General features: G+C 28.9%; 29 protein-coding genes. 20 read left to right on the forward strand and 9 right to left on the reverse strand.

Going from position 1 to position 26,976, the window contains the following annotated elements; genetic code table 11:
* Positions 1 to 387: 387 nt before the first annotated feature.
* From gyrA to dnaA, 7 genes are all read right to left on the reverse strand, one after another.
* Positions 388 to 2,931: a DNA gyrase subunit A gene (gyrA, locus tag E5347_RS15915; RefSeq protein ID WP_136008215.1), complete on the reverse strand. Its 2,544-nt coding sequence runs from the start codon at positions 2,929 to 2,931 to the stop codon at positions 388 to 390.
* Between the two features lie 21 nt (positions 2,932 to 2,952).
* On the reverse strand, positions 2,953 to 4,863 hold the full coding sequence (gene gyrB, locus E5347_RS15920; RefSeq protein ID WP_136008216.1) for a DNA topoisomerase (ATP-hydrolyzing) subunit B: 1,911 nt from the start codon (positions 4,861 to 4,863) through the stop codon (positions 2,953 to 2,955).
* 57 nt (positions 4,864 to 4,920) lie between these two features.
* Positions 4,921 to 5,181, reverse strand: coding sequence for an extracellular matrix regulator RemB (gene remB, locus E5347_RS15925; RefSeq protein WP_066889323.1), 261 nt, complete (start codon positions 5,179 to 5,181; stop codon positions 4,921 to 4,923).
* Between the two features lie 14 nt (positions 5,182 to 5,195).
* Complete coding sequence (gene recF, locus E5347_RS15930; RefSeq protein WP_136008217.1) at positions 5,196 to 6,281, reverse strand: DNA replication/repair protein RecF; 1,086 nt, start codon at positions 6,279 to 6,281, stop codon at positions 5,196 to 5,198.
* Positions 6,282 to 6,343: 62 nt separating this feature from the next.
* On the reverse strand, positions 6,344 to 6,550 hold the full coding sequence (gene yaaA, locus E5347_RS15935; RefSeq protein WP_136008250.1) for a S4 domain-containing protein YaaA: 207 nt from the start codon (positions 6,548 to 6,550) through the stop codon (positions 6,344 to 6,346).
* Between the two features lie 44 nt (positions 6,551 to 6,594).
* Positions 6,595 to 7,695, reverse strand: a complete 1,101-nt coding sequence (dnaN, locus tag E5347_RS15940; RefSeq protein WP_136008218.1) for a DNA polymerase III subunit beta — start codon at positions 7,693 to 7,695, stop codon at positions 6,595 to 6,597.
* Positions 7,696 to 7,965: 270 nt separating this feature from the next.
* The gene (gene dnaA, locus E5347_RS15945; RefSeq protein ID WP_136008219.1) at positions 7,966 to 9,321 is read right to left on the reverse strand and encodes a chromosomal replication initiator protein DnaA; all 1,356 of its coding nucleotides are present in this window, start codon (positions 9,319 to 9,321) and stop codon (positions 7,966 to 7,968) included.
* 533 nt (positions 9,322 to 9,854) lie between these two features.
* Between dnaA and rpmH the strand changes: the two genes are divergently transcribed.
* From rpmH to E5347_RS16005, 12 genes are all read left to right on the forward strand, one after another.
* Positions 9,855 to 9,989: a 50S ribosomal protein L34 gene (gene rpmH, locus E5347_RS15950; RefSeq protein WP_136008220.1), complete on the forward strand. Its 135-nt coding sequence runs from the start codon at positions 9,855 to 9,857 to the stop codon at positions 9,987 to 9,989.
* A 60-nt stretch (positions 9,990 to 10,049) separates the two neighbouring features.
* Positions 10,050 to 10,403 carry a ribonuclease P protein component gene (gene rnpA, locus E5347_RS15955; protein ID WP_136008221.1) on the forward strand — a complete coding sequence of 118 codons (354 nt, stop codon included), beginning with the start codon at positions 10,050 to 10,052 and terminating at the stop codon, positions 10,401 to 10,403.
* Positions 10,400 to 10,609 carry a membrane protein insertion efficiency factor YidD gene (yidD, locus tag E5347_RS15960; protein WP_136008222.1) on the forward strand — a complete coding sequence of 70 codons (210 nt, stop codon included), beginning with the start codon at positions 10,400 to 10,402 and terminating at the stop codon, positions 10,607 to 10,609. The genes rnpA and yidD overlap by 4 nt, the downstream gene beginning before the upstream one ends.
* 17 nt (positions 10,610 to 10,626) lie before the next feature.
* A complete protein-coding gene (gene yidC, locus E5347_RS15965; RefSeq protein WP_136008223.1) occupies positions 10,627 to 11,394 on the forward strand; it encodes a membrane protein insertase YidC in 768 nt (255 codons plus the stop codon).
* A 36-nt stretch (positions 11,395 to 11,430) separates the two neighbouring features.
* Entirely contained in the window at positions 11,431 to 12,054 is a 624-nt protein-coding gene (jag, locus tag E5347_RS15970; protein WP_136008224.1) for an RNA-binding cell elongation regulator Jag/EloR, read from the forward strand.
* Positions 12,055 to 12,278: 224 nt separating this feature from the next.
* Positions 12,279 to 13,658, forward strand: coding sequence for a tRNA uridine-5-carboxymethylaminomethyl(34) synthesis GTPase MnmE (mnmE, locus tag E5347_RS15975; RefSeq protein WP_136008225.1), 1,380 nt, complete (start codon positions 12,279 to 12,281; stop codon positions 13,656 to 13,658).
* Positions 13,659 to 13,670: 12 nt separating this feature from the next.
* Complete coding sequence (gene mnmG, locus E5347_RS15980; RefSeq protein WP_207670502.1) at positions 13,671 to 15,545, forward strand: tRNA uridine-5-carboxymethylaminomethyl(34) synthesis enzyme MnmG; 1,875 nt, start codon at positions 13,671 to 13,673, stop codon at positions 15,543 to 15,545.
* Positions 15,546 to 15,561: 16 nt separating this feature from the next.
* Positions 15,562 to 16,281, forward strand: a complete 720-nt coding sequence (gene rsmG, locus E5347_RS15985; RefSeq protein ID WP_136008227.1) for a 16S rRNA (guanine(527)-N(7))-methyltransferase RsmG — start codon at positions 15,562 to 15,564, stop codon at positions 16,279 to 16,281.
* 200 nt (positions 16,282 to 16,481) lie between these two features.
* Positions 16,482 to 17,258, forward strand: a complete 777-nt coding sequence (gene noc / locus E5347_RS15990; protein WP_136008228.1) for a nucleoid occlusion protein — start codon at positions 16,482 to 16,484, stop codon at positions 17,256 to 17,258.
* A gap of 187 nt (positions 17,259 to 17,445) precedes the next feature.
* Positions 17,446 to 18,210, forward strand: coding sequence for a ParA family protein (locus tag E5347_RS15995; RefSeq protein ID WP_136008229.1), 765 nt, complete (start codon positions 17,446 to 17,448; stop codon positions 18,208 to 18,210).
* Positions 18,211 to 18,219: 9 nt separating this feature from the next.
* The gene (locus E5347_RS16000) at positions 18,220 to 19,065 is read left to right on the forward strand and encodes a ParB/RepB/Spo0J family partition protein (protein WP_136008230.1); all 846 of its coding nucleotides are present in this window, start codon (positions 18,220 to 18,222) and stop codon (positions 19,063 to 19,065) included.
* Between the two features lie 89 nt (positions 19,066 to 19,154).
* Positions 19,155 to 19,655 (forward strand): DUF4446 family protein, encoded by a 501-nt coding sequence (locus E5347_RS16005; protein WP_136008231.1) that lies wholly within the window; start codon positions 19,155 to 19,157, stop codon positions 19,653 to 19,655.
* A 24-nt stretch (positions 19,656 to 19,679) separates the two neighbouring features.
* On the opposite strand, the gene yyaC is transcribed toward E5347_RS16005, so the two are convergent.
* Both yyaC and E5347_RS16015 read right to left on the reverse strand, forming a co-directional pair.
* Positions 19,680 to 20,291 carry a spore protease YyaC gene (gene yyaC, locus E5347_RS16010; RefSeq protein ID WP_136008232.1) on the reverse strand — a complete coding sequence of 204 codons (612 nt, stop codon included), beginning with the start codon at positions 20,289 to 20,291 and terminating at the stop codon, positions 19,680 to 19,682.
* Between the two features lie 47 nt (positions 20,292 to 20,338).
* Positions 20,339 to 21,487, reverse strand: coding sequence for an aminotransferase class V-fold PLP-dependent enzyme (locus tag E5347_RS16015; protein ID WP_136008233.1), 1,149 nt, complete (start codon positions 21,485 to 21,487; stop codon positions 20,339 to 20,341).
* Between the two features lie 544 nt (positions 21,488 to 22,031).
* On the opposite strand from E5347_RS16015, the gene E5347_RS16020 reads away from it, so the two are divergent.
* From E5347_RS16020 to E5347_RS16055, 8 genes are all read left to right on the forward strand, one after another.
* Complete coding sequence (locus tag E5347_RS16020) at positions 22,032 to 22,271, forward strand: DUF3343 domain-containing protein (protein WP_136008234.1); 240 nt, start codon at positions 22,032 to 22,034, stop codon at positions 22,269 to 22,271.
* 10 nt (positions 22,272 to 22,281) lie between these two features.
* Entirely contained in the window at positions 22,282 to 23,178 is an 897-nt protein-coding gene (locus E5347_RS16025) for a mechanosensitive ion channel family protein (RefSeq protein WP_136008235.1), read from the forward strand.
* Between the two features lie 20 nt (positions 23,179 to 23,198).
* A complete protein-coding gene (locus E5347_RS16030) occupies positions 23,199 to 23,384 on the forward strand; it encodes a DUF951 domain-containing protein (RefSeq protein WP_136008236.1) in 186 nt (61 codons plus the stop codon).
* Between the two features lie 109 nt (positions 23,385 to 23,493).
* Complete coding sequence (gene rpsF, locus E5347_RS16035; RefSeq protein ID WP_136008237.1) at positions 23,494 to 23,781, forward strand: 30S ribosomal protein S6; 288 nt, start codon at positions 23,494 to 23,496, stop codon at positions 23,779 to 23,781.
* 14 nt (positions 23,782 to 23,795) lie between these two features.
* Positions 23,796 to 24,251 carry a single-stranded DNA-binding protein gene (locus E5347_RS16040; RefSeq protein ID WP_136008238.1) on the forward strand — a complete coding sequence of 152 codons (456 nt, stop codon included), beginning with the start codon at positions 23,796 to 23,798 and terminating at the stop codon, positions 24,249 to 24,251.
* A 27-nt stretch (positions 24,252 to 24,278) separates the two neighbouring features.
* Positions 24,279 to 24,521, forward strand: a complete 243-nt coding sequence (gene rpsR, locus E5347_RS16045; protein WP_136008239.1) for a 30S ribosomal protein S18 — start codon at positions 24,279 to 24,281, stop codon at positions 24,519 to 24,521.
* Between the two features lie 153 nt (positions 24,522 to 24,674).
* Entirely contained in the window at positions 24,675 to 24,992 is a 318-nt protein-coding gene (locus E5347_RS16050) for a MazG-like family protein (protein ID WP_136008251.1), read from the forward strand.
* Positions 24,993 to 24,996: 4 nt separating this feature from the next.
* Complete coding sequence (locus E5347_RS16055; RefSeq protein ID WP_136008240.1) at positions 24,997 to 26,976, forward strand: DHH family phosphoesterase; 1,980 nt, start codon at positions 24,997 to 24,999, stop codon at positions 26,974 to 26,976.

Below are 26,976 nucleotides of genomic sequence, written 5' to 3' on the forward strand. Positions count from 1 at the left end.
GGTTTATTTTACTTAACTTTATTCTGTTCAATTTTCAAAGACCATTTTCTCTGTCACTCTCAAGCGACTTCATTATCTTATCACTTGTTGTTTTTATTGTCAACAACTTTTTTTAAGATATTTTTCTAATTTGTTGCCGCATCTCTCAGCGACGAGATTTATCTTAACACTTAAAATAAATATAGTTTTTAATAAATACAATCATTTATTAAATTTATTTTTATTTTTCTCTTATTATCTATATTTATCTATATTATTCTAATATTGATACACCAGGATAAGATTACGTTATATTATATTATATAATATTATACTTAAATGATAAAAAAAATCACAATTAATTTCATCATTTAAGATATAAATTAACTGTGATTTATATATATTTTCTTACTCTTCTATTTTATCTGAGTCATCTACAATAGCTATTTCATCTTCTATATCATTATCAATAGTTTCAAATGAATTAGATTCTTTATTATCATCAAGTACTAATTGTTCTTCTTTTTCTTCATTTCCACCTGATATTTTTGCAATTGCAGCTATTTTTTCTTCTTCAGATGTTCTCATTAGAGTAACACCCATAGCTGATCTACTTGTAACTGATATATCTGAGACATTTATTCTAATAGCAACGCCACTCGTATTTATAAGCATAAGTTCATCTTCTACTTTACATACTGTAGCTCCTATAACTTTTCCAGTCTTCTCAGATAATTTATAAGTGATTAATCCAGTTCCACCTCTTCTTTGTACCTTGTACTCAGTAACTGGTGTTCTCTTACCAAATCCATTTTCACTTATAACTAGAAGATCTTCATCTTCTACAGCTATATCCATACATACAGCTATATCATTTTTTCTAAGATTTATAGATCTAACACCTGAAGCTGTTCTTCCCATAGGTCTTACATCGCCTTCATCAAATCTTATTGCATTACCATCTTGGGTTACTATAATAATCTTTGCATCGCCACGAGTAACTTTGACCTTAAGAAGTTCATCTCCATCTCTTAAGTTAATAGCTATTAATCCATTTTTTCTAAGATTTTTAAATTCAGATAAATGTGTTTTCTTAACTAATCCTTGTTTTGTTGCCATAAATAAGAAACCTTCATTTACATCATCTCTTATTGTAAGAACAGTTTCTATTCTTTCATCTTGTTCTATAGCTATTAGGTTTATTATATTAGTTCCCTTTGCTGTTCTTCCCGCATCAGGAATTTCATATGCTCTTAATTTATACACTCTTCCCTTATTAGTAAAGAATAATACATCTGAATGAGTTGAAGTAATACTTACATGTTCTACAAAGTCATCTTCCTTAGTAGACATTGCCTGTATTCCTCTTCCCCCTCTTCTTTGAGCTGAGTAAGTATCTGCAGATATTCTCTTGATATATCCTGAATGAGTTAATGTAACTACTACATCTTCCTCTTGGATAAGATCTTCTATATCAATTTCATTCATTACTTTTTCTATAGTAGTTCTTCTATCATCACCATATCTTCTTTTTATTTCAGTAAGTTCTTCTTTTATTACTGATAATAATTTTTCTTCACTATTTAATATTGATTTTAAATATTCTATTTGCTTCATAAGCTCAGCATATTCTTCCTCAATCTTATCTCTTTCAAGACCTGTTAATCTTCTAAGTCTCATTTCTAAGATTGCTTGAGATTGCTTTTCGCTTAATCCAAATCTATCCATTAACGTATTCTTAGCTATTTCTGATGTTTTAGAAGATCTAATAATACTTATAACTTCATCAATATTATCAAGAGCTATTCTTAATCCTTCAAGGATATGAGCTCTTGCTTCAGCTTTATTTAATTCAAATACTGTTCTTCTAGTTACTACTTCCTTTTGGAACTCTATATAATGACCTAAAACTTCTTTTATGTTTAATATTTGAGGCTCATTATTAACAAGAGCTAGCATAATAACTCCAAAAGTATCTTGCATCTTTGTATGCTTATATAATAGATTTAGAATTACATTTGGATTTGCATCCTTCTTCAATTCTATAACTATTCTCATACCTTCTCTGTCAGATTCATCTCTTAAGTCAGATATTCCAACTATCTTTTTATCTTTTACTAAATCTGCAATGTTTTCAATAAGTTTAGCCTTATTTACTTGGTATGGTAGTTCTGTAACAACTATTCTATGTCTATTATTTTCTTCTTCTATTTCAGCCTTTGCTCTAACTACTACTCTACCTTTTCCAGTTTCATAAGCTGCTCTTATTCCTGCTTTACCCATAATAGTAGCACCTGTTGGGAAATCAGGGCCTTTAATTATTGTCATTAAATCTAATACAGTTGCTTCTGGATTATCAATAAGCATTATAGTACCATCTATTACTTCTCCTAAATTATGAGGAGGAATATTAGTAGCCATACCAACTGCTATACCTGATGATCCATTAACTAAAAGGTTTGGATATCTTGATGGTAAAACTACAGGTTCTTTTTCTTCACCATCAAAGTTAGGAATAAAATCAACTGTATTTTTAGAAATATCTCTTAACATTTCAGCTGCAATTTTGTTCATTTTGGCTTCTGTATATCTCATAGCCGCTGCACTATCACCATCTACAGAACCAAAGTTTCCATGACCATCTACAAGCATATATCTCATAGAGAAATCTTGTGCCATTCTTACAAGTGCATCATAAACTGACGAATCACCGTGTGGATGGTACTTACCTAAAACTTCCCCAACTATTCTTGCACATTTTCTATAACCTTTTTCTGGAGCTAACCCAAGATCATTCATAGAATGTAGTATTCTTCTATGTACCGGCTTTAGCCCATCCCTAACATCTGGAAGCGCACGACCAACTATTACACTCATAGCATAGTCTATATAGCACCTCTTCATCTCCTTATTAATATCTATTTCTACAACTTTTCCCTCATTTAAGCTCATGTACCTCACCTCGCTTTAGTACTAAATATCTAAATTACTTACCTTCTTAGCATTTTTTTGTATAAACTCTCTTCTAGGTTCAACCTTATCCCCCATTAGAATAGTAAATATCTCATCTGCTGCTATTGCATCTTCTATAGTAGCTTTTAATAATATTCTCTTATCAGGATCCATAGTAGTATCCCATAATTGAGTTGCATTCATTTCTCCTAGACCTTTATATCTTTGAATGTTGGTGTTATTATCTTTTCCACCTACTTCTGCTAATATTGAGTCTAATTCTTGATCTGAATATGCATAATACTCTTTTTTATTCTTTTTAACTTGGTAAAGAGGAGGCTGAGCTATATAAACGTGTCCACCATCTAATAGTCCCCTCATATATCTAAAGAAGAATGTTAATAATAAAGTTCTAATATGAGCACCATCAACATCAGCATCTGTCATAATAATAATTCTATTATATCTTAACTTGCTTTCATCAAAGTCTTCTCCAATTCCTGCTCCAAAAGCAGTAACCATAGATTTTATTGAATCAGCAGTTAGTATTCTGTCTAATCTTTGTTTTTCAACATTTAATATTTTACCCCTTAAAGGTAAAATTGCTTGGAATCTTCTATTTCTTCCTTGCTTAGCAGACCCCCCTGCTGAATCTCCCTCAACTATATAAATTTCACATTCTAAAGGATCCTTAGATGAGCAATCAGCTAACTTACCAGGTAATGAGGATCTCTCTAATACAGATTTTCTAGTTAATTCCCTAGCTTTTCTAGCAGCATCCCTAGCTCTTGCAGCCATAACTGCCTTTTCTATAATTATCTTTGCTACATTAGGATTCTCTTCTAAGAAAATTGAAACTCCTTCACCTACTATTGAATCTACAATGCTTCTAACTTCTGAATTCCCTAATTTTGTCTTTGTTTGACCTTCAAATTGAGGTTCAGAAATCTTTACTGAAATTACTGCTGTTAATCCTTCTCTTATATCATCTCCAGATAAATTCTTATCATTTTCTTTTATATGGTTGAATTTTTTACCATAATCATTAATGACTCTTGTAAGAGCAGTTTTAAATCCAGATAAATGAGTACCACCTTCAATAGTATCTATATTGTTAGCAAAAGAATATAGGTTTTCTGTGTATCCATCATGATATTGAAGAGATATTTCAGCTATTATTCCTTCTCTTTCTCCCTCTACATAGATAGGTTCTTGATGAAGGACTTCTTTATTTCTATTTAAGTATGTTACGAATTCTTTAATTCCACCTTCGTAGTGATATACTTCTTGTTTGCCTTCTTCTCTTTTATCTGTTAATACAATTCTTATCCCCTTATTTAAAAAGGCTAATTCTCTAAGTCTATTAGCTAATATTTCGAAATCATATTCTGTTTCCTCGAATATTTCTGTATCTGGCTTAAATGATACTTTTGTACCCTGCTTATCAGTATGACCGATATTTAACAAATCAGACTTAACCATACCCTTTGAGTATTTTTGTTGCCACATTTCTCCGTCTCTTGAAACAGTAACTTCACACCATTCGGATAAAGCATTTACAACTGATGCACCAACACCATGTAATCCTCCGGATACTTTGTATCCACCGCCACCGAATTTACCACCAGCATGAAGTACTGTCATAATTACCTCAACAGTTGGTTTACCCATTTTAGGGTGGATTCCAGTCGGCATACCTCTACCATTATCTACTACCGTTATAGAGTTATCTTCGTTTATATCAACTAAAATTTCATCACAAAAACCAGCTAAGGCCTCATCTATACTATTGTCAACTATTTCATATACAAGGTGGTGTAACCCCCTGGAACTTGTGCTCCCGATATACATACCTGGTCTTTTTCTTACAGCTTCAAGACCTTCCAAAACCTGTATTTGATTTTCATCATAACTTTGCTTATTGTTTTCCAATACAATCTCCTCCTTTAACGAACTTTTATTATAACTAATTGAGATTAAAAATTGGATCTATGGATTATAATCAATATTTGTTCTCTTAGTTAATGTTGAAGATGATATAGGTGATAAGTAAATCTTACTCATTTTATTTACTTCAGCTATAACAAAAGATTTAGGCTTCTCTTTAGAAATCCTCTCTACAAACCCATCTTCCTCTGCCATTCTTAAAAAGGCACTAGTATCTGAACTATACATTGTAGTTTGCAAATCAAAAATCCCAATTACATCTTTAATCGGAACAACAACATTTTCTCCTAAATGCAAAAACATAAGAACTTCCTCCCTTAGCTTAGGATATCTCCCTCCTTAACCTTAAAAACTCTAGAACTATCGTCTAGATAACTGGTTAAGTCTTCTATTCCTGTGCATGTTATTATTGTTTGAATTTCCCCAATAGTACTTAAAATATATCTTTTTCTATTAAAATCTAATTCTGATAAAACATCATCTAGTAATAAAACTGGATACTCAGATGTTAATTCTTTTATTATCTTTAGTGATGAAAACTTTATTGTAAGCACAGCACTTCTTTGTTGACCTTGTGACCCAAAGCTTTTAGTATCTATATCGTTAATTAAAACTGTGAAATCATCTCTATGTGGTCCAACACTTGTAGAACCCTTATCAATATCCTTACTTCTATTTCTTGATAATAGCTCATAAAAATTATTTTCTATATTCTCAAAGTCCCTAATTGTGCTTATATACTTAAATTCAACATCTTCTTTACCTGAAGATATATCACTATGTATATTTTTCCCATAATAATTTAACTTATTTATATATTTCAATCTTTCTTTAATTATATCTGATCCAAATTTTGCTAGTTGAATGTCATATATATCCAAAATATCTTTGTCTAACTTTTTATTTTTTAAAAGTACATTTCGCTCATTTAATATTTTATTATATTGGACGAGGTTGTAATAATATTTAGAGTCTAATTGGCATAACTCCATATCTATAAACCTCCTCCTAACTCCAGGAGAATCCTTTATAATTCTTAAGTCTTCTGGCGAGAACATAACAACGTTAAAGTTTCCAAATAATTCACCTATTTTAGATACTTTTATTTTGTTTATCCTTATCGCTTTTCTTCCATCTTTTAAAATATTAATGTCAATATTTTTATCGAGTCTATCTTTTCCTACTAAAACGCTAATATATGCATTTTCAGAATCCCAATTAATTAATTCCTTATCTTTAGATGTTCTATGAGATTTAGCAAATGCACAGTAATAAATAGCCTCAAGTATATTCGTTTTACCCTGAGCATTATCCCCCATAAATACATTTACGTTTTTCCCCAGTGTTATATTTAAAGACTTATAATTCCTATAGTTTAACATTTGAATTTTTTTAATAAACATTCTTTACACCCATTTAATTATAACATATTAGAGGAATAAAAGTAATTATTAGGTTTCTATAGCTAAATAACTTTATATTTTTCACCATTAAACTCTACTACATCACCTTGTCTAATTTTTTTTCCTCTTTGCGTACATATTTCTCCATTTACTTTTACCATCTCATCTAAAATATATATTTTAGCTTCAGATCCTAATGAAGCTGCACCACACCACTTTAAAAAAGAATCCAATTTTATAAATTCTGTACTTATTTTTACTTCATTCATTTCCATTTTTGTGTATAAAAATTCAATTTTTATACAATCCTCCTTTATCTTAATAATCTTACAGGTAACACAAGGTATTTAGAGTTATCCGTATTTTTACACTTTATTACACATGGGCTTACCCCTGAAGTCATTTCTAATTTAACTTCATCATCTTCTATATTCTTTAATACATCTAGAAGATATTTTGAGTTAAATGCAATTTGTATTTCTCCACCTTGCAGATTTATATTAAGCTCTTCTCTAACCTTTCCCAATTGAGAATTAGAAGTTATTATCATATTCTCTTCTTGGATATCTAATTTTATTAAATTACTATTGCTATCCTTTGCCATTAAAGATGCTCTTTCGATACAGTTTTGTAATTCTTGTTTTTTAACATCTAATAAAATTTTATATTCTTGAGGTAGTAAAGACGAATAATTTACGAATTTACCATCTAATAATCTTGAAATTATTTTTGTATTACTTAAGTTAAATAAAATATGATTATCAGTAAATGTTATTTTAACTATATCGGATATATCTTCAAGTATTCTTGATACTTCGTTTAATGTTTTTCCTGGAATAACAACTTCTATGTCATTATCATTATCTAAAAATTCAGTTCTTATTGCTAATCTATAACCATCTAAAGCAACTAAATTTAATTTTTTATCTTTTACCTCAAAAAGTATTCCTTGAAGTATAGGTCTTGTTTCATCTTGAGCAATTGCAAATGAAGTCCCTCTTATCATACTTTTTAAAATATTTTGTGGTACTTCAACTGAAAGACTTTCATTTATTTTTGGTAATTCAGGGTAATCATCACCATTCATGTAGACCAAGTTAAATACAGACTTTTGGCAAGTTATTTGAATAATTTCATTTTCAAGAGTTTCTATTATGATCTCAGAATTAGGAAGTTTTCTAATTATTTCTCCAAATAGTCTAGAATCAATAACTATTGATCCTTCTTCTTTAATATCTGCATCAACCATAGTTTCTATTGAAACATCCATATCTGAACCAATAAGTTTTAGTTGATTATCTTTAGCACTTATATAGATCCCTTCTAGAATGGGCATAGTCGTTTTACCAGTAATAGCTTTACTAGATATAGATATTCCTTCTTGTAGTTTTTGTTTTTCACATATAAATTTCATATAAAAACCTCCTTAACTTATAAACAAAAAATGATTTAAATTTTGTCTTAGATATATAGATAATATATAAATATATTTAATAATAGTAGTAGTAGGGGCTGTTGAAATGTTGATAAGTATCTCTAGCCCTTTAAAACACTAGTTTATTCACAAAAAAATATTGTGGATAAGTAAAGCAAAAAATCAGTGTCTTATCCACAGTATTAACAATTACTATTGTTTTTAGTAGTTATCAACAATTAATTTTATAAACTTATGTACAGTTGTTGATTAATTTTGAGTTAGCTTCTTTGTAATATCATTTACAGTGTGTTGTAGGCTCTCATCAGTGTTTAAAGAATCAGAAATTTTTTCATAAGCATGTATAACAGTAGTATGATCTCTTCCCCCAAACTCTTCTCCGATTTTAGGTAGGGACATATCTGTTAACTTTCTACTTAAATACATAGCAATTTGTCTAGGATAAGCTATATTTCTAGTTCTTCTTTGAGATTTTAAATCTTCAATTCTTAAATTAAAGTAAGCAGCAACAACATCTTGAATAACATCAATAGTTACATTCTTATTTTGCTTATTTGAAATAATATCCTTAAGAGCCTCGCCAGCTAATTCAACTGTAATAGGTCTATTTGTAAGAGACGAATAGGCTACAATTCTTATTAATGCGCCTTCAAGTTCTCTTATATTAGATTTAATTTTTGTAGCAATATACACCATAACTTCGTTTGCAACATTAAGTTTTTCTACATCAGCTTTCTTTTTAAGAATAGCCATTCTAGTTTCAAAGTCTGGAGCTTGAATATCAGCTATTAACCCCCATTCAAATCTAGATCTAAGTCTGTCTTCCAATGTAGGAATTTCCTTAGGCGGTCTATCTGAGGAAAGGATAATTTGCTTATTAGCGCCATGCAATTCATTAAATGTATGGAAGAACTCTTCTTGTGTTCTTTCTTTACCAGCAATGAATTGAATATCATCTATTAAGAGAATGTCTACTTTTCTATATTTATTTCTAAACTCATCATTTTTATCATCTCTTATTGCATTAATTAACTCATTAGTAAACTTTTCAGAAGAAACGTATACTACCTTTGTATTAGGGTTATTTTGCAAAGCATAATGACCAATTGCATGCATTAAGTGAGTTTTTCCAAGACCTACGCCTCCATATATAAATAGTGGGTTATAAGCCTTAGCAGGGGCTTCAGCAACAGCTAGAGATGCAGCATGAGCAAATCTATTACTATTACCAATAACAAAAGAATCAAATGTATACTTAGGATTTAATGTACTAGACATTTCATCATTTACAGTAATATTTGATTTATCTTCTGCAGATTTATTTTTATCTTCCTTTTCAGCAACTTCTTGGATATCAGATGCTACGATGAATTCTACATTATAATGTTTAGAGCAAGCAGCTTCTATAGAATTTACAACTAAATCCTTATATCTTTTTTCCAAAATATCTTGAGTAAAGGAATTTGGCACACTAACTCTTATTATATTGGAAGATATAGAAATCGGTTCGCAACTTTTAATCCAAGTATTAAAACTAACTTCACTCATTTCACCTTTAATTATATTTAATGTTTTATCCCATAATGATAGAAGATCATTACTCATTTTATATCCTCCATAAAAATTTTTTTATTTTAAATTTGTAATTAATAACATAGTATAAACATATTTATTAACATATAAAAATTGATGTTAATAAGTATAATATAAATATTCACATGTTAATAAATATGTTGATAAAAAAAGTGACAAATAGTTATCCACAATATAAGTATGTACATATTTTCACATTATTAACATGGTATAATAGTATTATTTTAGCTAAAAATAGAGTAAAAAAGATAAGATACAAAGAAAAATGGAACAAGTTATCCACAAAACAATCCACAGGTGTGGATAAGTATGTTGCAAAATAAAGTTATTCACATTCAATATTAATAATAACATAAGTTAAATGAACTATTCAAGAAGTTATCCACAAATAATATTATAATATTATATATATTTATCAACAGATCTTGAAAATTATAGTGTATTGACATCGAATAGCTCTCTATATATAATAATAAGGTAAATCTTAAAATTGGGATTATAGTTTTTACTATAGAAATTACAATATTAAAAGGGGGTGTAGTGAAATGTTCATGACATACCAACCAAAAAAGAGACAAAGAAAAAAAGAACATGGTTTCAGAAAGAGAATGAAAACTTCAGCAGGAAGAAATGTTCTTAAGAGAAGAAGACAAAAAGGTAGAAAAAGATTAACAGCATAAGGGCCGCAAATAGTGGCCTTTTTTCTGCAATAGCAGAAAAAAAGGAGAATAAAGTTTCTAATGATGTACAGGTTGAAAAAAAACAACGAATTTAAACTAGTTTATAGAAGAGGAAAATCTTCAGCTAATAATCTATTAGTTTTATATGTATTTAATAATAATAGAAATAAAAGTAAAGATGGAGATACTTATAATAAGGTAGGGATTTCAGTTAGCAAGAAGGTTGGAAACAGTGTTGTTCGTAGCAGGAGTAAACGATTGATAACTGAAAGCTATAGACTAAACGAAGAACAGCTAAAAAAAGGTTATGATTTTGTTTTTGTAGCTCGAAGTGCTATTAAAGAAAAAAACTTCTTTGAAGTTGAAGAAGCAATGAAAAAACTTTTTTCAAAGGCAGGCTTGTATAAGCAATGAAGAAAATTATGTTAAAATCTATACATTTATATAGAAAATATATTTCACCAATGAGACCACCAACATGTATATATGTTCCATCATGTTCACAATATGCTATTGAAGCAATTACTAAATATGGTGCAATAAAAGGTGGTTTTTTAGCAATAAAAAGAATTATAAGATGTCACCCTTTTGCAAAGGGTGGCTATGATCCAGTGAAATAAGGAGGTTGCGCGCTAAAATGATGAAGTTTTTACAACCGATAACAAATTTTTTAACGATTATATTTGAAGGAATGCACGATATTATCCTTAATATATTTAATATGGAACCAAGTGGTGTTTCATATATATTAACGATTGCTTTATTTACTTTAATTATTAGATTATTAATACTACCTTTAAATATAAAAGCTAATAGATCTAATGTAAGAATGCAAGAAATTCAACCAGAATTAAATGCTATTCAAAAGAAGTATGCAAATGACCCACAAAAAATGCAGGCAGAGTATTCAAAGTGCATGAAAGAAAATAATGTAAGTATGTTTGGTGGATGTTTACCAACATTATTACCTTTACCAATATTATTTGCTCTGTATTATGTATTTATGACTATTAATGTTAATCAAGTAACAGATGCATCTTTCTTATGGATACCAAATGTATTTGAAAAGGATCCATACTTTATACTGCCTGTTCTAGCTTTCTTAAGCACATATATTCCAAGTTTACTTTTAACTAAGTCTATGCCTAAGAAGGAAGACGGACAACAAATGAATATGGGAACTATGAACCTAATGATGGCAGGTATGATGGGGGTTATGGCTATTAACTTTGCTTCTATCCTGGTTATTTATTGGATCATAGGTGGAGTTATACAATTAGCTCAAACATATTTCTTAAATTATCTACCAGCTAAGAAAAAATTAGCTGCTAAAGAAGAAGAAGAACAGTTAAAAGTAGCTGCAAATGCTAAGAAAGCGACACCAAAGACTAAGAGAAAAAATTAATTATTATTTAGTATTATACTAGGTGGTGAATAGGGTATGAAAACATTCGAAATGTCTGGGAAAAATGTAAGTGAAGCATTGGAAAATGCATTAAAAGAGTTAAAGCTTACTGAGGATAAGGTTGAATACGAAGTTTTAGACGAAGGTTCTAAAGGCTTTCTAAATTTAATAGGTGCAAAACCTGCTAAAATTTTAGTAAAAGTAAAAAGAGACTATAAGGAAGAAGTAAAACTATTTATCAGAAATATTCTTAATGGTATGAATGTACAGGCTGAAATTAAAGTTAAAGAAGAAAATGATGTAGTTTATATCAATTTAACAGGACCTAAGATGGGAATTATAATTGGATATAGGGGGGAAACCTTAGATTCATTACAATATCTTGCATCTTTAGTAGTTAATAAAGAACATGATATACCTTATAAAAAAGTAGTCTTAGATACTGAAAACTATAGAAAAAAGAGAGAAGAAACTTTAATTAGGGTTGCTGAAAAAACTGCATATAAAGTTAGAAAAACTAGAAGAGCTTACAAATTGGAACCGATGAACCCATATGAAAGAAGAATTATTCATTATGCTTTACAAGATAATGAATATGTATATACTTTTAGTGAGGGCGATGAACCTCATAGAAGAATAGTAGTTGATATTAAAAAATAGGTGAGGAGGCCTCAAGGCTTTCTTACCTTTTATTTTTTTGTAAAATATATAAATTAGACAATATATTAAGGTAAATTTTTATTAAATAACATCCTACTTAGTAACATCTATGTAAATTATATTTATTTTGACTTAATATAAATAGTTTTGTAAAATGAATAATAGTTAAAAATGGATATACTATAAATATAGATTTATTTTTGAAGAGATAAGGAGGTTTAGAGATGAAAGAGTTTGATACAATCTGTGCCATATCTACAGCAATTGGAGAAGGTGGAATTGCAATAATAAGAGTATCTGGTGACAATGCATTAGGTATTGTATCCAAAATTTTTAGAGCAAAGAGCGGAAAAGATATAAAAGACATGAAAACTTACACTATGAAATATGGTCATATAGTAGATATTGATAGTGATGATATTATAGATGAAGTAATTATTAGTTATATGAAGGGACCGAAGAGTTTCACTGCAGAAGATGTAGTAGAGATTAATTGTCATGGAGGGGTTACTTCTACTAATAAAGTATTAGAAGCAACAATAAGGGCAGGAGCAAGGCTAGCAGAGCCAGGAGAATTCACTAAAAGAGCTTTCTTAAATGGAAGAATAGATTTATCACAAGCAGAAGCAGTTATGGATTTAATTACAGCTAAAACTGAGCTTGCTATGAAATCAGCATTAATGCAAAGTGGAGGATCATTATCTCAGAGGATTAATAAGTTAAGAGAGTATTTATTAAATGTATTGGCATTAATAGAATATGCAGTAGATTTTACTGAAGATGATGAAGAAGTTGATCCTAGTATACCAATAAGAGTTAAAGAAAGCTTAGAGAGTGCAGTAGAAGATATTAATAAGCTACTTAAAGGTGCTGATGAAGGAAAGATTATCAGGGATGGATTAAGCTTAGCTATAGTTGGTAAGCCTAATGTAGGAAAGTCATCTTTATTAAATGTTTTATTAAAAGAGAAGAGAGCTATAGTAACGGATATTGCTGGAACAACAAGGGATGTTATAGAAGAGTACATTAATTTAGATGGTATACCAGTAAAAATTATTGATACTGCTGGAATTAGAGAAACAGAAGATGTTGTAGAAAAAATAGGTGTTGAAAGATCTAGAGAAAAAATTAATGAAGCAGATTTAATATTATTAGTATTAGATACATCAAGAGAAATAGATAAAGAAGATAAAGAAATTATTGAAGCAATTAAAGATAAAAAATCTATAGTTTTACTTAATAAGATTGATTTAGATAACAAAATTGATGATTTAATTTTAGAAGGCTTTGAAAATATAATAAAAATTTCTGCTAAAGAAGATATTGGAATAGATGGTTTAAAAAATGAGATTAAGAATATGTTCTTTAATGGTACAATAGATAGTGAAAGTTTAATTGTGTCTAATTCTAGGCACAAGCAAGCGTTAATAAGAGCTTTTGAAAATTGTAATGAAGCTCTTGTTAGAGTTAAAAAGAATGAATTTTTAGATTTAATTTCAATATATGTTACAGCAGCATTAAAAGCCTTAGGTGAAATTACTGGATCAGAATTAGAAGAGGATTTAGTTAATAAGATATTTAGGGAGTTTTGCTGCGGAAAATAGGAGAAGATGAATATGAAATATAATGCGGGAGAATACGATGTAGTAGTAGTTGGTGCTGGTCATGCTGGTTGTGAAGCAGCATTAGCTACTGCAAGGATGGGATTAAAAACATTAATATGTACTACTAACCTAGATTCTGTTGCTATGATGCCATGTAATCCTAATATAGGAGGTACTGCTAAAGGACACCTAGTAAGAGAGGTAGATGCGCTAGGTGGAGAAATGGGAGTTAATATAGATAATACTTTCATTCAATCTAGGATGCTTAATACTTCTAAGGGACCTGCGGTACATTCTCTTAGAGCACAAGCTGATAAGAAAAAATATCAAGATAGAATGAAGAGTGTCTTAGAGAGGCAAGAAAACTTAAGTTTAAGACAATTAGAGGTTGTTGAATTAGATGTTGTTGATGGAGAAGTAAAAGGTGTTGTTACTAAAAATGGCGGATACTTTAGTTGTAAGGCAGTTATTTTAACAACTGGAACTTACCTAAGATCTAGAATTATAATTGGTGATGTTACATATAACAGTGGTCCAAATGGTTTATCTGCAGCTAATGAATTATCACAATCATTAATAGATTTAGGTATAGACTTAAGAAGATTTAAGACAGGAACTCCAGCAAGAATTAATAGAAGATCAGTAGATTTTTCACAGATGATAGAGCAACCTGGAGATGAAAAAATAGTTCCATTTTCATTTATGAGCGGGGATATTACTAGGGAGCAAGTATCTTGCTGGTTAACTTATACTAGTGAAGAAACTCATAATATAATTAGAGATAATATAGACAGATCTCCAATGTATAATGGATTAATTGAAGGGGTAGGACCAAGATATTGTCCATCTATAGAAGATAAGGTTATGAGATTCCCAGATAGAGATAGGCATCAATTATTTATAGAACCTGAAGGTGAAAATACTGAAGAAATGTATGTTGGTGGAATGTCATCATCATTACCAGAAGAGGTACAAATTCAAATGTTAAGATCTGTACCAGGTCTAGAAAATGTTGAAATAATGAGAACTGCATATGCAATAGAGTATGATTCAATTGATCCAACTCAACTTAAACCTACATTAGAATTTATGAAGATTAGTGGTTTATATGGAGCAGGACAATTAAATGGAAGCTCAGGTTATGAAGAAGCTGCTGGACAAGGGATAGTAGCTGGAATAAATGCTGCCCTTAAAATTAGGAATGAAGAACCTATGATATTAACAAGGTCAGATGGATATATTGGTGTTTTAATAGATGATTTAGTGACAAAAGGTACTAATGAGCCATATAGAATGATGACTTCAAGAGCGGAATATAGATTATTATTAAGACAAGATAATGCAGACTTTAGACTAACGGAAATAGGGTATAAGGTTGGTCTTGTAACTGAAGAGAGATATAATAAATTTATTACAAGAAAAAACAATGTTGAAAGTGAAGTTAATAGATTAAAGGACTTACAAATTACAAATAAAAAAGAAATCAATGATTTGCTGATTTCAAAGGGATCAACAGAACTTAAAAAGCCAATTAGTTTTTATGAGTTAATAAAGAGACCTGAGTTAGATTACTTTAGTTTAAGGGATCTAGATATAGATAGACCAGATTATGATGAAAATATAGGTGAACAAATAAATATAATTGCTAAGTATGAAGGATATATTGATAGTCAATTAGATCAAGTTAAGCAATTTAAGAAATTTGAAAAGAAGTTAATTCCTGATGGATTAGAGTATTCAGATGTAAAGGGATTAAGAACAGAGGCTATACAAAAATTAACTAATATAAGACCTATAAGTATAGGTCAAGCTTCAAGGATTTCTGGAGTATCACCTGCTGATATATCAGTATTACTTATATATTTAGAACATCAATATAAGAAATAAACCTAATGGAGGAAATATGGAGTATTTTCAATTAATGAAAGAAGCTTGCGAAGAAGTTGGACTAGAATTAACGGAAGACCAATATAATAAATTTATTGATTATATGAAGCTTTTACAAGAGTGGAATGAGAAAATAAATTTAACAGCTATTACAGAGGATGAGGATGTAATAAAAAAGCACTTTATTGACTGTATTAAGATATTTAAATCTAATGCTGTAAAAAATGCTAAAAGTATTATAGATGTAGGTACTGGGGCTGGCTTCCCTGGATTACCTATAGCTATAATGAATCCAGATGTAAAAGTTGTATTATTAGATTCATTAAATAAAAGGATTAACTTTTTAAATGCTGTAGTTAGTAAATTAGAGTTGAAAAATGTTGAAACTATTCATTCAAGAGCTGAAGATGGAGCAAGAAATGTTAAATTAAGAGAAAAGTTTGATGTTGCCACATCAAGAGCAGTAGCAAATATGGCTGTTTTATCAGAGTTTTGTATGCCGTATGTTAAGGTTAATGGATATTTCGTTGCTTTAAAAGGACCATCAATAGAAGATGAATTAAAAGAGGGACAAAAAGCTATTGTAACTCTAGGAGGAAGCTTAGAAAGAGTAATCGAAGTTACTATAGAAGAAACTAATTTAAAACATAATATTGTCGAAATCAAAAAAATTAGTAAGTGCCCTAAGACTTATCCTAGAAAAGCAGGTACAATTACAAAAAAACCTATTAAATAATTCTACAGAATAGAACATAATAATAGTATAAATATAGGATATATATTGTAAATATATATAAAATTGTATATATATGGAAATATATATAAGAATTTGTCTTACAAAAATAGGAAATAAAAGAAGGAAATAATAAAGAAAAATAGAATTTTTTAATTATTGAGTTAATGGTAATTAATATTATGAGGGATGGTTGGGTGCATATGAACAGAGAAATTACTAGTATAAATGTAGATAGGATATTTCCAAATACTTATCAGCCGAGAAGATTCTTTAATGAAGAGGCTCTAGAAGAATTATCTCAGTCAATAAAGGAGCATGGAATTATTCAACCTATAACAGTTAGAAAAAGAGGAGATAATTTTGAATTAGTTGCGGGAGAAAGAAGATGGAGAGCAGCTAGAATGGCTGAGTTAGAAGCAGTACCTTGCAATATAATTGAAATTACAGATACTGAGTCTGCAGAAATAGCACTATTAGAAAATCTTCAAAGAGAAGACTTAAACTTTATTGAAGAGGCTGAAGCTTATTATAATTTAATAAATGATCATAAGTTTACACAGGATGAGTTAGCTAAAAGGATGGGAAAAAAGCAATCCACAATTGCTAATAAGCTAAGACTTTTAAAACTTTCTTCAAAAGTAAGGGAATTATGTTTAGAGAATAAATTAACAGAAAGACATGCTAGAGCTTTATTGTCATTACCAAGTGAAGAACTACAATTAAAGGTTATAGATAAAATTATAAAAAATTCTCTAAATGTAAAGGCAACTGAAGAATTAGTTAATAAAGAATTATTAAAAATTGCTGGAGAAGAATTAAATAACAAAGATAAAAAAAGAGTTAAGAGTGTTTTTCCAGCTAAATTATATGTAAATACTATAAAGCAAGTATTTGATAAATTTAATATTCCTGCAGAGTATAAATTTAAGGATGAAGAAGAGTTTATTCAAATAACAGTATCTATTCCTAAAAAGTAGTTGGATTTATATTTAAATTTTATAAATTTAAGTGAAGAAGTAATACATTATGCCTAAATAAATAGCTAATGGCGTTAATTGTATAATATTTCTTCACTTTTTTATTATGTTAATCTTTCAATATTATTTAAAAGTATATATAATATTATTATGGGAAGGGGGGTGAAGCTCGTAATAGAGCTTTTAGATGAAGAAAGTTTGTATATTCAATCAAAAGGGTGGAGTTGGGAAAACTACTACTAATATTAATTTAAGTGCATATTTAGCTATGGCGGGTTATAAAGTACTAACCATAGATATAGATCCACAAGGAAATACTACTAGTGGATTAGGATTAGATAAGAGGAATTTAGAAATGTCTATGTATGATGTAATTACTTCTGATGCATCATTAAAAGATATTATTTTAAAAAGTGAACTTATTCAAAATCTTTACATAGCACCATCAACTATGGAATTAGCAGGTGCAGAAGTTGAGATTATAGGAAAACCGAATCGTGAAGTAATATTGTCTAATAAGTTAAAAGAAGTTGAAAATGACTATGACTTTATTTTTATAGATTGTCCACCTTCATTAGGAGTGCTTACTATTAATGCACTTACTTCTGTACAATCTGTATTAATCCCTATACAATGTGAGTTTTATGCCTTAGAAGGTGTTGGACAGCTAATTAATACTATAAAATTAGTTAAGCAATCACTTAATAAGGACTTAGAAATAGAGGGAGTAGTTATGACAATGTATGACTACAGAACTAATCTTAGCAATGAAGTTTTTGAGGAGGCAAAAAACTTCTTTAATGAGAAGGTTTATAAAACTACTATTTCTAGAAATATTAGATTAGCAGAGGCGCCTAGTTTTGGATTACCAATAATGTTATACGATGAAAAATGTAAGGGAGCGGAAGCTTACAAAACATTAACAAAAGAATTTTTAAATAGGCAAAAGTAGGTGAGTAATATGAATAAGAAATCAGCATTAGGAAAAGGATTAGGAGCATTAATTCCTAACGAAACACAAAATAATGATAAAAATAAGCCTTCTCTTATTTCCTTAAATCTAATTAAAAGTAATGATGAGCAGCCAAGAAAATCTTTCGATGATGAAAAAATAGCTGAATTAGCTCAATCTATTAAGGAACATGGTATAATTCAACCAATTATTCTAAATAAAAAGGATGATTACTATGTAATAGTAGCGGGGGAGAGAAGATGGAGAGCTGCCAAGCTTTTAGGACTAAAGGAAGTACCTTCAGTTGTAATGGATTTAACTGATAAGGATATATTAGAAATATCATTAATTGAAAATATTCAAAGACAAGATCTTAATCCTATTGAAGAAGCCCTAGCCTATAAAAAGTTACTAAGTGACTTCAATTTAACTCAAGAGGAATTAAGCAAAAGAATAGGAAAATCAAGAGTAGCTATAAGTAATATAATTAGGTTAATTGCATTATGTGATACAGTTAAGCAATATCTAATTGATGAAGTTATATCTGAAGGTCACGGTAGAGCACTTTTAGCTATTACAGACCCCAAAATACAAAGTGAAATTGCTCAAAAGGTAATAGATGAAAAGTTATCTGTTAGAGAGTTAGAGAAGTTAATAAAACATCTTAATAGCAATAAAGAAGAAAAGCCAGTAAAAAGAGAAGTAAATCCTTACTATAAAGATGTAACAGAAAGATTGCAAAATTATTTTGGAACTAAAGTTAATATAAGCAATAAGAATAATAAGGGTAAAATTGAAATTGAGTATTATTCAGAAGAAGATTTACAAAGGATACTAGAAATAATTAATTTATAAGTGTTTCACGTGAAACATTACAAATAAATAATGTTTCACGTGAAACATTATAGTGTTATTTCTCAATTTATTAGGAAGGGGCACTTATAATGGAAAATTTAATTAAAATAATAAATGAAAATTCAGCTTTTATTATAATAGGATTATTAGTTATAGTATTGCTACTATTAATAATGGTACTTGCATTAATGAGCACAACTAAGAAGCTTGAAAAGAAGTATAGAAAAATGATGCGTGGAGTTAATAATAAAAATCTAGAAGAATTAATAACTTCAAAGTTAGATGATATTGATAAAGCTATTGGAAAATCAGAAGAAGCCTTAAATAAATGTGAAGTAATAAAAGAAGAAATAAAGGGATGCGTAAATAAAGTTGCTATAATGAGATATAAAGCATTTCCTGATGTGGGAAGTGATTTAAGCTTCTCAATAGCAATATTAGACTCTTATAACGATGGTGTGATGATAACTGGAATTTATTCTAGACATGATAGTACAACTTATGCAAAGCCAGTTGATAAGGGTATTTCTAGATATGAGTTATCTGAAGAAGAGACTTATGTTTTAAATGAAGCAATCAATAAGAAATAATTAAAGGAGCTACAATGAAATGAACTATTGTTCATCACGAAGTAGCTCCTTTTTTTTATTAGTTTTAATAATGTGCTTTTCATATAATTCTAAGAAATAATGAATTCCTTTATAGATAGTATCAGATAAAAGCATGACAGTATAAAGCCTAGTATTTTGTAATGTTAAAAAATCGTATTTACTAGATATATTTACTATGCCAGTAATGCTTAAATCCCCAACAGAAGGTAGATTTCTATTAATTGCAGATCCAGGATAAACTGGTGCATTACTAATAAAAACTTTTCCAATATTAATAGTTTGCCCTAAGCAGGAATCAATAGCTATAATATAAGGATTTGTAAAATTAGAATTTATCTTTAAGATTATGCTTTCTAGATTTAGAGAATGAACAGGATTTTCTAAAGAACCATAAAAATATATGTTTTTTGATTCAAATAATGAAGATATATTTTTTAATTTATATCCAACTAAGGGTCCTAGTGAATCACCAGTACATCTGTCTGTTCCAATGCATAAAAAGATAACAGGTCTATTAGATTCAATGATATTAATTAGAGATTTATAAAGATATTTTCCAATTTCTATATATGAATATTCAAAGGATGAGTCAAACTCTTTTTTAAAAATTTCCATAGAAAAACCTCCCTTATGTAATTATTGACAGTAGGGGAGGTTAATATTCATTTTAAAATTTTATTTATTGAATCTATTGTATAATTAATGTCTTCAATAGTATTAAAGTAACTTATACTTAATCTAACTGTTCCATCAGGAAAACTTCCTATTGATTTATGTGTTAGTGGAGCACAGTGTAATCCAGATCTATTTTTAATTCCATATTTATAATCAAGTTCATAAGAAAGTTCAGCAGTATCCATTTTTGTAGAGTTAAAGGATACGCATGAAGTATAGTTAGAATTACTGAAGTCTTCATATAATTGTATATTTTCAATATCTTGTAAATTAGAAATCAACAAGTTTCTTAAATAAGAGTTTTTTTCATATATACTATTAAGGCCTTCCTTATTTATAAACTTAATACCTTCATTTAGACCGACAATACCCGGCATATTTAAGGTTCCAGATTCAAATTTATCTGGAAGAAAATCAGGTTGATCAAGCGAATAGGACATACTCCCTGTACCCCCTAAAATATACGGATTACAAATTTCATTAAGTTCATCTGTAATTATAAATCCACCAATACCTTGAGGCCCAAAAAGACTTTTATGACCAGTGAAAGCTAATGCACTAAGATTTAATTTTGTAAAGTCTATATCTAAAACACCTGCACTTTGAGCTGAATCTAATATAAAAAAGATACCATTATCCTTGCAAAGTCTTCCTATTTCCTCTATAGGTTGAATAGAGCCTAAAACATTAGAAGCGTGGGACAATATAATAAATTTAGTATTTTTTCTAATAGCACTTTTTATATCATCTACATTTATAAATCCAAATTCATTAGAACTTATAATAGATAATTCAATGAGGTTATTATTTTCTAATTTAAATAATGGTCTTAATACTGAATTATGCTCTATTGAAGAAGTAATAACGTGATCTCCCTTTTTTAAGCATCCATTTATAAGTATATTTAATGAAGAGGTTATATTACTTGTAAATATAACATTACTTATGTTATTAAAATTAAAAAAACTTGCTATAGTTTCTCTAGCATCTAATAAAAGTCTATTTGATTCCATACCATTATTATGATTTGACCTACCTGGATTACCTCCTATGTTAACTAAAAAATTATATATAGAATCAGAAACAACTTTAGGCTTAGGAAAAGTTGTACTGGCATTATCTAAATAAATGTTCAAATTATCAGCTCCTAAAAATTTTTATATATGTCTCAAGTAATAATATACATCAATAATCTAATAGCATTTATTATTATATCATTATAACTTTAAAATAATTCTTTAGTAAATTATCTAAATTGAAAGAGTCTGTTTTTTAATTATATATAAGTTGTTAAGATAGATTCATATTTTAAATATTTTTAATACAAAATGTAAATTAATAAAATATAAAATCTTTATTACAACTTATACAATATATATGTTTCAATAATAATATATATTTTGATGACTTATGTTATTTCAAGTAAAGAATAATTCTAAAATCAATTAAATTATAAGTAAAGAACAATTATAAGATTAATTGAAGGTATATATAGCTTAATTTTTATATAAGCTAATTGGAGAATTACATAGTTAAAATATTTTATATATGAATTACCTTAATATATAATGTAAAAATTTTATTGCTACTTATATAATAAAATTATAAATTAACTTATCTTCATTTACAAAGATAAATATAATATAATTAAATATAAAATAAATTATAAAGGAGACATTTATGAAATATTATATAATTGTTTTTAAAAATACTTTAGATGCAATGAATGCAGAAAAAAAATTAAATGAAATAGGGATGAAGTTTAGAATGATGCCCACTCCTACATCAATAACGCATAGTTGTGGAATATGCGTCAGGATAGAAGAAAAAGTGTATGTAGACAAGATTATTGCTAATAATATTATTAGTTATAAAAATATATATGAAAAAGAAGATAATAATTTTATTGAATTAAGCTAGGAGTTTTAATATGACAAATATTTTAACATTTATTAATACAGGTATTGAAGATGGAAAAATTGCAGTAAGCTTTAATTGGGAACAAGCACTAAATAGTACTATTAATTTAATTGAATTTATAGTGAGTAAAACTATAAGTATGATTTTACTAATAATGGTGATGTTTCTAATAATAAAAATAGGTAATAAGATAATCGATAAATTTGTTAAAAATCAGATTAATAGTAAAAGAAGTTTTTCTATGGATACTAAAAAGGCATTAACAGTAGGAGCTATATTAAAAAGCTCATTAAAATACATAGTTTACTTTTCAGGAGCTGCAATTATAATAGGGAGTACCTTTAAGGTATCTGCAGCAGTATTAAGTGCAGTAGGTTTCGTAGTAGGTATAGGTGCTCAAAGTTTGGTAAAGGATATAATAAACGGATTTTTCATAATATTTGAAGATCAGTATGGCGTTGGTGATCATGTAACAATAGGAGTATATAGTGGTATAGTTGAAAATATTGGAATAAGAGCTACTACTTTAAAGGATTTTAGTGGTGATATCCATAATATACCAAATGGCTCTGTGTTGGAAGTAACAAACCATTCAAGATATGATATGAGATTTATAGTAGATGTTGAAATTGCCTATGAAGAGGATATAGATAATACTATAAATATAATAACAAATACTTGTAAAAAATTCCAAAAATCAAATAGTGAAGATATAAGAGAAGATATAGAAGTATTAGGTGCCATATCTTTAAATGCGTCAGGTGTAACTATTAGAGTGGTAGGAAAATCTAAGCCACTTTCTCAATGGAAGATGGAGAGGGAATTAAGAAAAGAAATTAAGAAGTCATTAGATGAGGCAGGGGTAGAAATTCCTTATCCAAAGACTCAATTAGTAAATAATAATTAATACTTTAGGAGGATATTTTTATGGTAGAAAACTTTGACTTAGGTACAATTGTAGAAATGAAAAAACAGCATCCTTGTGGGAGTAAGAATTTTGAAGTAATTAGACTTGGGGCAGATATTAAAATTAAATGTGTAGGATGCGGAAGAATAATTATGATTCCAAGAAGTAAGTTCCAAAAGGATGCAAAAAAAGTAATAAAGGAATAATATAGTTATTTTTTTATCTTGCAAAAAAAATTAAACAATGATAAAATAATTAATTGTAATCCCTGCTGTACAAAGTACAGCCAGAGTCCGAGGGGAGGAGGTGAAAATGATGAGAAAGTACGAAACTATATTTATACTACACCCATCATTAGACGAGGAAGCTTGCAAAGCTGCAATCGAAAAGTTTAAGGGTGTAATAGAAAACGGTGGAGGAACTATAGAAAATGTTGACGTTTGGGGTAGAAGAAAGCTTGCTTACGAAATTTCAAAAGTTAACGAAGGATTCTATACATTAATCAACTTCAATGCTGATTCAGAATTACCTAAGGAATTAGACAGAATATTCAGAATTACTGATGGTGTTATAAGACATATCATAGTAAAACAAGAAGCGTAAGAGGTGATATTGTTATGAATAAGGTAATACTTATTGGAAGACTTACAAGGGATCCAGAGCTTAACTTTGCTGCTGGAAGTGGTACTGCTGTTACAAGATTTTCTTTAGCAGTAACAAGACCTTTTAAAAAGGATGAAACTGATTTTATCAATTGTGTAGCTTTTGGTAAAACTGGTGAAACAATAGCACAATATCTTACTAAGGGCAGACAACTAGCTATTACTGGAAGCATTAGAACTGGTAGTTATGATGCTAAGGATGGAACAAAGAGATATACAACTGATGTAGTTGTTGAATCTTTTGAATTCATTGGATCAGGTAATGGAAGTGGTGCTGGAAGAGACCAAGGTTTCAATGATAACTTTGGAGCTTCAAACAATTCTGGTTATTCAAATCCATCAAATAACTTTGGTGGAATGAATTTTGAGGAAGACATGACTCCTGTAGATGATGGAGATATGCCTTTCTAATAGTCTAAGAAGAAGGAGGGAATTAGCATGAGAGACATGAAGAGATCTGGAAAAATGAGAAGATCTAAGAGAAAAGTATGTGCTTTTTGTGTGGAAAAAGCTGAAGCTATAGATTACAAAGATATAACTAAGCTAAGAAAGTTTGTTACAGAAAGAGGTAAGATATTACCAAGAAGAATTTCTGGAACTTGCGCTAAACACCAAAGAGAATTAACAACTGCTATTAAGAGATCAAGAAACATAGCATTATTACCATTTACAACTGAGTAATATGATTAACCCCTGTTTTATCAGGGGTTTTTTGTTATACTAATACATAATAATATATTTACAAAATATGTAATATTATTTATAAGCTGTTGCATTAAATCATAAATATAATTAAAATATATATACAAGGGTAATAATATAGGGGTGAGTATGGTGAAAAGAGATGATTTAAATATAATGGCTAATATTAAGATGATAGAAAAGCTTAAGGCAAATTTACTATGTATAATAGGTGAATTTTATCATTTGCTAACTAAAGGAAGTAATGTGGCACAAGATGCGATACTAAATTGCATATCAGGAGCTGTAATTATTTTATATGTATTAGCTCAAAAATTAGGATATTCATGTAAAGATGTAGATGATGACATGAAGAATAAACTTCAAGTAGGAATAGCAGAAGGTCATGAGTATGAAAACGATGGAAGGAGTTTAAGTAAACTTCAATCACATTTAAAGGAGCGCCATTAGTCTTATGGAATGGAAGGAATTTTTAGAAAAGAGACTTAAAATTATTAGGCCTATAATTACACCAGTTCTATTTGTGGTAGCTTGTATTGGCTTTTATTATTTAAAAAGCGCTATACTTGGCAGTATTCTCTTATGTATTTTTCTTTTATTTAGTATAACTGAGTATTTATCAAGCGTAAAAGAAGAAGAAATTATAGATGAAAAAGTAGAGCAGATAAAGGTAGATATTAATGAAAATATTAATAGTAATATTTTCAATTTAATTTTTCCTGTATCAATTATAAAGGAATCAGGAGAAATATTTTGGAGTAATAAGGAATTTAGAAAATTTATCCCTGAAGAAGATCCTAGTGGATTAAATATTGTAAGTATAGCAAGAGGTTTAAACATATCTAGACTATTAGCTTGCGATAGAGATTTACATCAAAAAATAAAGATAGTAGATTCATTATATATAGTATATGCTAGTAGGATAGAAGGATATGATTTAGATGAAAATTTATATATAGTGTATTTCAATGATATAAGTAATTTCAAGAATATAGATAACACTAAGGAAAGTATTATGTTAATTGAAGTAGATAATCTAGCAGAAGTATTAGAAAATACTTTAGAGAGTGATAGGCCTATGCTTGTAGCTGATGTAGAAAAGAGTATTAATGCTTATGCTCAAAGGCTTAAGGCTATGATAACTAAGTATGATACTAATAAATATGTTTTATCTGTTCAAGATAAATATATAGATGAAGAGATAAATAATAAATTTTCAATATTAAAAGAAATATCAGAAATTGATAGAGGAAATAAATTTGAAGTAACTCTAAGTATAGGAATAGGTAGAGGAGGAACTTGCCCCTTAGAAAATAATAATTTTGCAACAACAGCTAAGGAATTAGCCTTAGGTAGAGGTGGGGATCAAGTTGCTATAAAAAATAATGATAAAATTAAATTCTTTGGAGGGAATACTAGGGAAATTGAAAAAAGAACAAGAGTTAGAGCTAGAGTAGTTTCCCATTCCATAAAGGAATTAATTTATGAAAGTAGTAATGTACTTATAATAGGACATAAGAATCCTGATATGGATTGCTTTGGATCATCAATAGGATTATCATCAGTAGTTAAACAATTAGGGAAGCAATGCAATATTATACTTGGAAAAGATGTATCAGCAATAGAGTATTTCTTAGGAAAGCTTAAAAGTGATTCAAGATACGATAATTTATTTATATCTGTTGAAGAAGCCTATGAACAAATAAATGAAAAAACATTACTTATTATAGTAGATGTACACAATTCTAGTTATATCTTAGAAAGAGGTATAGTAGATAAGGTTCAAAGAAAGATTATAATAGATCATCATAGAAGAAGTCCAGATACAGTTGAAGGGGCTATTCTAAGTTATATAGAAGTATATGCATCTTCTACATCAGAAATGGTAACAGAAGTGATTCAATACATGGTTCAAAGACCTAACTTAACAAGGCTTGAAGCTGAAGGATTATTAGCTGGTATATTTATGGATACAAAAGGATTTTCTTTTAAGGCCGGTGTTAGAACTTTTGATGCAGCATCATTTTTAAGAGCATCAGGAGCAGATACAATCGAAGTAAAGAAAATGTTTATGGATAACTTAGAGGACTTTTTAATAATAGCAGATACAATAAAAACAGCTGAGGTTAATAATAACCTTGCAATAGCTGTAGCACCTGAAGGGTTAAAAAAATCATTTATGGCAGCTAGGGCAGCTGATGAATTATTAAATATTTCAGGTATAAATGTATGTTTTGTTTTAATAAACATAAATGGAGATACCGTAATTAGTGGAAGATCCATTGGAGAAATAAATGTTCAAGTAATTCTTGAGGAATTAGGTGGAGGAGGCCATATGAATATGGCTGGAGTCCAATTAAGTAATACTACTATAGAAGAAGCAAAAATAAAATTAAAAGAATCAATAGAAAAACATTTAAAGGTTGGTGAATAA

The organism is Clostridium sartagoforme (assembly GCF_004794105.1).
GTDB lineage: Bacteria > Bacillota > Clostridia > Clostridiales > Clostridiaceae > Clostridium > Clostridium sartagoforme_B.